This window comes from Methylobacterium marchantiae (genome assembly GCF_042679825.1).
GTDB lineage: Bacteria > Pseudomonadota > Alphaproteobacteria > Rhizobiales > Beijerinckiaceae > Methylobacterium > Methylobacterium marchantiae.
This window is the reverse complement of sequence record NZ_JBHTND010000030.1, coordinates 44,207-50,643: the sequence shown is the minus strand read 5'-3', so window position 1 is coordinate 50,643 and position 6,437 is coordinate 44,207. Positions and strand designations below refer to the sequence as shown.

Annotated in this window: 7 protein-coding genes and 1 pseudogene; 1 reads left to right on the top strand and 7 read right to left on the bottom strand. The window is 63.1% G+C overall.

Going from position 1 to position 6,437, the window contains the following annotated elements; translation table 11 throughout:
* Positions 1 to 97: 97 nt before the first annotated feature.
* Together ACFQ4G_RS18265 and ACFQ4G_RS18260 are read right to left on the bottom strand one after the other, a co-directional pair.
* Positions 98 to 985, bottom strand: a pseudogene (locus ACFQ4G_RS18265) (thiamine pyrophosphate-binding protein); the annotation flags it as partial.
* Between the two features lie 85 nt (positions 986 to 1,070).
* Complete coding sequence (locus tag ACFQ4G_RS18260) at positions 1,071 to 1,670, bottom strand: cysteine hydrolase family protein (protein WP_238208516.1); 600 nt, start codon at positions 1,668 to 1,670, stop codon at positions 1,071 to 1,073.
* A 278-nt stretch (positions 1,671 to 1,948) separates the two neighbouring features.
* Here ACFQ4G_RS18260 and ACFQ4G_RS18255 point away from each other — a divergent pair, with 278 nt between their 5' ends.
* Positions 1,949 to 2,230: a hypothetical protein gene (locus ACFQ4G_RS18255; protein ID WP_238208517.1), complete on the top strand. Its 282-nt coding sequence runs from the start codon at positions 1,949 to 1,951 to the stop codon at positions 2,228 to 2,230.
* 1,156 nt (positions 2,231 to 3,386) lie between these two features.
* Here ACFQ4G_RS18255 and ACFQ4G_RS18250 read toward each other — a convergent pair.
* The 5 genes from ACFQ4G_RS18250 to ACFQ4G_RS18230 all read right to left on the bottom strand — a co-directional run bounded on the left by ACFQ4G_RS18250 (position 3,387) and on the right by ACFQ4G_RS18230 (position 6,437).
* Positions 3,387 to 4,544 carry a tyrosine-type recombinase/integrase gene (locus ACFQ4G_RS18250; protein WP_238208518.1) on the bottom strand — a complete coding sequence of 386 codons (1,158 nt, stop codon included), beginning with the start codon at positions 4,542 to 4,544 and terminating at the stop codon, positions 3,387 to 3,389.
* A gap of 229 nt (positions 4,545 to 4,773) precedes the next feature.
* Complete coding sequence (locus tag ACFQ4G_RS18245) at positions 4,774 to 5,481, bottom strand: N-acetylmuramoyl-L-alanine amidase (protein ID WP_238208519.1); 708 nt, start codon at positions 5,479 to 5,481, stop codon at positions 4,774 to 4,776.
* Positions 5,459 to 5,686, bottom strand: a complete 228-nt coding sequence (locus ACFQ4G_RS18240; protein ID WP_238208520.1) for a hypothetical protein — start codon at positions 5,684 to 5,686, stop codon at positions 5,459 to 5,461. The genes ACFQ4G_RS18245 and ACFQ4G_RS18240 overlap by 23 nt, the downstream gene beginning before the upstream one ends.
* Positions 5,683 to 5,916 (bottom strand): hypothetical protein, encoded by a 234-nt coding sequence (locus ACFQ4G_RS18235; RefSeq protein ID WP_238208521.1) that lies wholly within the window; start codon positions 5,914 to 5,916, stop codon positions 5,683 to 5,685. The genes ACFQ4G_RS18240 and ACFQ4G_RS18235 overlap by 4 nt, the downstream gene beginning before the upstream one ends.
* Complete coding sequence (locus ACFQ4G_RS18230) at positions 5,913 to 6,437, bottom strand: hypothetical protein (protein ID WP_238208522.1); 525 nt, start codon at positions 6,435 to 6,437, stop codon at positions 5,913 to 5,915. Before ACFQ4G_RS18230 ends, ACFQ4G_RS18235 begins: the two co-directional genes overlap by 4 nt.

Genomic DNA, 6,437 nt, shown 5'->3' with positions numbered 1-6,437 from the left:
GGGTCCGGTTCTCAGTCGTCCACATCGGCAGCCTCCACACAGGCAGCCTTGAATCACAAACCCCTCACATCACTCAATATGTCGCCGGACAGACACTCATATCAATCTGCGCAACCTTGGCATTGGCGGGATAGAATTGTTTGTAGGGAAAGTCTGTGCCGAGCATCAGCAGCGTCTCGCAGGAATGCATCGCTGCGTAGCCCGACGAGAAACCGATGAGACCGGTCATCCCGACATCGAAAGGGTTGTCGTACTCGACGAATTCCTTGCCTCCGAGGGCATGAACGATGGGGCTCTTCAGCGTGTCGGCAAGCTGAAGCAATTCGGCATGGGCGCCAGCGCAGCCGCGGCCGCAGAGCAGGGTGATCTTCGACGAGCTGTCGAGAAGTTCGGCCAGCGCATTGAGCTCGGCCTCCGCCGGGCGGACTATGGGCCTTGCCGGCAACAGTCCCGCATTGGGGGAGATGGCACGGGTCGGCGCATCCTTCAGCGCCACGTCGCCTGGAATGATCACCACTGCGACGCCTCCCTGCCCGACGGCAGCACGAATCGCGTTCTCGAGGACGAACGGCAATTGCAACGGGTCGGAGACGAGTTCGCAATAGTGGCTACATTGCGCGAACAGGGCTTTCGGATCGGTTTCTTGGAAGTAGCCGGAACCGATCTCGGCCGAGGGGATATGCGCAGCGATGGCCAGGACTGGGGTCCGGCTTCGATGACAATCGAACAGCCCGTTGACGAGGTGGACGTGGCCGGGGCCGCAGGAACCGGCACAGACCGCCAGCTGGCCGGTAAGCTGGCTTTCCGCGCCGGCTGCGAAGGCGCCGACTTCCTCATGGCGCATATGCACCCAGTCGATGACACCACGCGCGCGGATCGACTCGGTGATCGCGTTGAGGCTATCGCCGACGACGCCGTAGATCCGTCTGACGCCGACCTGCTGCAGGGTTTCGACGACGAGATCTGCGACGGTTTCTATTTTCATGACCGGAGCTCCTGCTTCAGAAGCCGAACGATGCTGCGTCGCACACGTTCCCCTCTTCGGCAGAAGTCTCGGGCTCCCGGCTGGGTCAGTCCGCGATGTCACTCACGGTCGATGCGATGACGGCGAAAAGATCGCCGAGCGCGGCGAGACTCGCGGCCTGGAGCGCGCTCGCGGGCACGACGGAACCGTCGAGGCCAGGCAGAGCCCTTGTGGCGGTGGTCGAGGCCACGACGGTGGGGCTGAAGCCGAGATTGAAGGCACCGCGCGCCGTGGAATTGATGCACATATGCGTCATGAACCCGGCGAGCAGCACCGACTTGATATCAGCTTCGTCGAGATGCTTCTGCAGATCCGTGCCGACAAAGGCATTCGGATAGTTTTTCACGATGACGGTTTCGTCACCCTGCGGCGCCACCTCGTCGCTGATTCGACCGATATCGGCGGAAACGTCGTAGGGCGAGCCCGGTCCGGCATCGTGCTGGATGTGGACGACCGGGATGCCCGCCGCTCGCGCACGGCTCAGGAGTTCGCGTGCGGCGGCGATGGCGGCTTCCACTTGTTCCAGGCGCATAATGCCCTCGCGATAGGTGTTCTGCAGGTCGATCATCACCAGGGCGGATCCTCGGAGTCGGGCCGGTGCGGAGCTCAGGCCAGACACGTCGCGCAGGGTCTTGAGGTCGGTCATCGAACGGGTCCGATCGGTCTTGGGAATGGCCGGCGAGGAAAGCCTAAAACGCTCACCGTCAACTTGGGTTTTTGCGGAGGAGATGGTCGCTCAAGCTACGGCGGAACCCGCTCCGTAAACCTCGATCAATCACGAAATCGCGCGCTCAAGCTTATTTCGGTCGCAAGGTCGCCCGCAGAGACAAATGGTCAGAATTCGTTCAGCGACAGGATGACTTGATACAACACGCCCCAGGGTGAAGGTTTAATCCCGACGGGATGCGATCTGGAGTTCGTGTCATGAAGCATGTCAAGACTTTTGGCCTTATCGGTGCCGTCGTCGGCGGTCTGACGATGGCTGCCGCCATCACGACAACCGCCGAGGCCGCCGGCTATTGTGGGTATGGCTACTACCCGTCTGCATTCGGCTGCCGGGCGACGTCCCGCGCCTTCGGCTATTACGCGCCGCGCCCGGTGCCGGTCTACGGCTATGGTTATCGGCGTCCGTACTACCGGCCCTACGCCTATGCACCCCGGCCCTACGCGTATGCGCCTCGCCCCTACGTGCGATTCGGCTTCTGAGGCTGAGCAACGATGCTTCCGAGCGAATCAGGAGCATCGTCATGCTTGCGATAGACTCGGGACGCTTTCACCCAATGTGGCAGGATATGTCTTTCGACGTGTGCCATCATTATATCGAAGAAGCGTCACGTCTTTCATGTATTTTACTGCCGTCAATGCTGCGTATTGCCTTGCCCTAGAGGCCGAGTGTTCCGAGGGCGGAGAAAGGCTCCCGATATTCGTCGGGGCAGCCGTGATTCAGACCATCCTCGCGTTATTCGAGCACGGTTAGATCGGATATCCGCCCCACTTCACCGTTCTCTGGCGACGCTCTGTACCTGCAGCGCAGGCTCGGCATCCTGCTGAGACGGCTCATAGGAGCACCAGTTGCAATAGCCTTTGGCCTCGATCTTCGGTGCATTCCGTTGCGAGCATCTCGGGCAGATCAACAAGGCAAGCTTGGTGCCTCGCATGCGACCTAAACCTCGCCCTTTGAACGAGACCTCTGTCGATGTCTGAAGCGGTGATGGGACGGTATCCGGCATGAACTCCCTTGCTGCTCGTCGAAGGCGGCGCATCACGCTCAACGAAAGAAAACGAGATAGGTTCGGTGGGCTAGATCTGCCACGTCACCGAGCGCCGACCGAAACGTGAAGGCTTACAACGCTGGCATTTCCGCAGTCGCCTTCAACGTTCCGACGCGTAGCTGATAGACCTTACCGCTTTGCTTTCTATGCTCGTTTCTTGGGCGTATGAGGGAGTTGGTAGGAATTATCATCTGACCTCGAAAAGGTGCTGCTTGAGCCAGAAGCCCACCTGGCATCGCACGCCCAATCTCGTAGGCGGTAGCAGAACATTTGGTTCACGGACGCCCAATTTTCCGTGTCCGTCCGCTATTCGGACACCAGGAAGCGAACGTCCATCCGGATGATGCGGTCAAAGTGCCCAGGTAGTGCTAGCTTGTCGCGGAGGAGGTGAGCCATCGGCGGTATCACCAACTTCATGACCCCAATGATATGAGTTGGAGACGCTCCAAAACACAGATGTCAGGACACTGATGCGATCGGGCTTCCAGGCTTTTCAACGCCTCCGAAAAGAGCTGGCGACCCCGCCTGGGCTCGAACCAGGGACCTGCCGCTTAGAAGCCAGCAAGCCCATCCGATATTCGTTAAGCAAATCAGTCGGTTGGGTTTCCGATCTCCTTCTCGTGTTCTTTCCCGTGTGCTGCCGTGCGGCGGCGGATACCGTCAGAGGTGGCGCGGGCCATCCCTTCCCGCATGTCTTCGAGCGTGGCGTGGGCGTACTTGGCGGTGGTCGTGGGCGAGGAGTGGGCGAGCATTTGCTGGACCAGCCGGAGGTTGCCGGTGGCCCTCAGGGTCCGCGTTGCGGCGGTGTGCCGGAGGTCGTGGATGCGGAAGCCCTTGATGCCGGCCTTGCGAACCGTGCGCCCAAAGTGGGTCCCGAGGCCCTCGTAGGTCACCGGGTATCGCTGGCCTTTGACGTAGCGGGTCTTCGTCCGGGGACAGAGCCGGTTCTTCTGGGCAACGAACGTGAAGACCGCCTCGGGGTGGTGGCCCTGGAGCGGGACGAGGAGGTCTTGAAGCTCGTCGGTGATGGGTAGGACGTGCGGCTTATCCCCTTTGCCCACCACGCTGATGGTGCCGTTGGCGAAGTCCACCTGGGACCAGCGCAGGCCGGCGACCTCACGCCGCCGAAGGCCCGTCACCTGGGCGAAGATGCGGGGCGCCTTGTAGTCGGCCCTCTCGGCGGCATCGAGCTTCTCCTCCTCATCGTAGCGCAGCTCGCGGACCCGCTCCTTGGGCTCCTTGAGCATGTGCACCCGCCAGTTGGGCTCGTCGGGTAGCTTCTCCTTCCAGACCAGCTTGGCCCGGGTGAGGATGCGGCGGAGGAGCTGGGTGGTGGTGCGGTTCACGGTGGATGCAGAGATGCGTCCTCGCGCCGGCTCTCCTTTGACGTACTCCCGGCGGCGCTGGGCAACCAGCTTGGCCACGAGGTCGTCGGTGATCTCCCGGAGCGGGGTCTTCTCGCCTACTAGGGCGGCAAGCCGGTGGAGTTCCGCCTCGGCCTTCTTCGGGGTCGCCGTCCCTTCGCCGACCTCCGCCCAGTACCGGGCCGTGGCCGCCATAAAGGTCATCACCTTTGGGGCGGCATCACGGCCCGCATTGACCTCCTCCTCGGCCGCTAGGATGGCAAGGCGCTCTACTGCTTTGGCACTCCGTAGGTCCGTGCAGTGTGTCGAGCCAGAAAAGCGGCGGCGGCCCCGCTTGAAGTCGTAGCTGTAGACCGCCGAACCTGGGCGCTTGAGGAGAGGCATTCGGTTCGGTCCCGCCCTTCGAGGAAATCCATGACGTGTGCCAGGGTGAAGACGCGGCGAGGCGACTTATCCCCGAGGCCGGTCTGGACGTAGCTGATATGGCCGCGCCTAATGTGGCCCCTCAGGGTCTCAGGGTCCAGAGGGAGCAGTCGGCACAGCTCGGCGGCGGTGAGGGTGATGCGCCCCTCGAATGCCCGGACCAGGGCCGGCGGAACTGCTCCCATCGGTCCTACTCCTCGGGTTGGGCGGTGGCCCCTTCGAGCTGGTACTTCACGTACCGGCGGTCGAAGTGGTCCTTGGCTTCCCGGTCGGTGATCTTGTGGCCTAGGGCCCGAAGCTCCGCGATGCGGGAAGAGAGCGACATGATGCCGAGCGACACGATGGCCACCTTGGTGGTGAGCGTGCGGCCGGACGCCAGGTAGTCGAGGATGAGGGTCTGCTGGGGCGTCAGCTTGAAGACGGGCGCCGGGGGTGCGGTCTGCATGGGTGGGAGGGTCTCGCCTTGTAGGGCTACGCCGAGGGCGACACGGAGCTGGTCCATGTCGAGGTGCGGGCAGCGGAGTTCACGGGTGAGGTATCGGTTCAGCTCGGTGTGGCCCAGCACCGCCACATCCCCGAACTCCAGCTTGAGGCGGACGACGAGGAAGAGCAGGGTCTCTAGCTGGCCGGGGGAATGGCCCGTGCGGTAGTCGCCCGCCAGGCAGATGCCGATGCTATCCTGGTTGTAGCCGGGGGTGTGGGACCCGATGGCAACCTGAGGCCGACACTCCGACACCCTGCAGTCGGGCTCGATGACGAAGTGGTAGCCGACTTCGAGCAGCCCCTTCTCCCGGCCCTTCGCCCGCAACACCTTGGTGTGGTTTGGGACATCGCGGGGGAAGTGCGAGGAGTGGACGACGATCCGGCGGGTGGCGTTACGAGGCCGCCACTGGAACATAGGCGCCCATCTCCGCGTGGTAGACCACCTGGATGTCGCTGATCTCCTGCATCAGTTTGCTGTAGGCCGCCTTGGCGTCGAGGGCCCGGGACTGGAGGTTCTGGAGCCGCATGAGGCGGCCCGCCTGGTTGGAGACCTCCGCGCCGACGAGGCTGGAGAGGGTGTCGAGGGAGCCGGTCACACCGGGGGTCGGGGAGTCGCTCATGACCGGAGCTTCATGGCGCGGGCGTAGAGCGCCTTGACGGTGCTCAAGGTGGGCCGGGCACCAGACCCGATGGCGTCGATCTCCTGCTGGAGCTGGCGGCGCTGTACCTGCTCCTCGTCCACCGCCTCGATGGTCTCCTGGAGCTGCACATGGGCGGTGGCGAGGTTCTGAAGGTCGCTCTCCAGGCGACGGGTTTCGGTCTCGGCCTTGATGTCGGCGTAGGTCTTCATTTGGTCTTCTTCTCCGTGGCTAGGAAGTCTAGGAAGCCCACCGGGCCCGCCTTGAGGACCTCGTCGGGTGATAATGCGGGGCCCGGCTCGCGGACCCACTCTTCGGGGATGAGCTTGGTGCTCCAGAGGAATGAGTGCTTCTCGGCCCATTGCACCACCGTGGTGCTGGAGCCCGGCGCGATGACGGTCTTGGGGTTGTCGAATACCAGGCGGATATCGAGGTCCGGGTACTGGGAGCGGACGAAGAGGTGCTTGGCCCGGTCCACCGCCATCCAGCGGCCTTTGGTCTCGATGAGGACGCCGTTGGGGAGCCGGAAATCCACCGTGTAGTGGTGCTTCGAGGCGGGGATGATGTAGGGGACCTTGAACGTCTCGAAGAGGACCTCTGCCCCGAGGGCCTCTAGGTGTTTGGCGTTCTTGGCTTCGAGCCCGGAGCGGTAGCCATTGGCCTTGCCCCGGGCGTCGGTCGAGCGTGTGCGGGCGGCCCAGTGTCGGAGGGGCGCCTTCTTGGTGACGGCCAC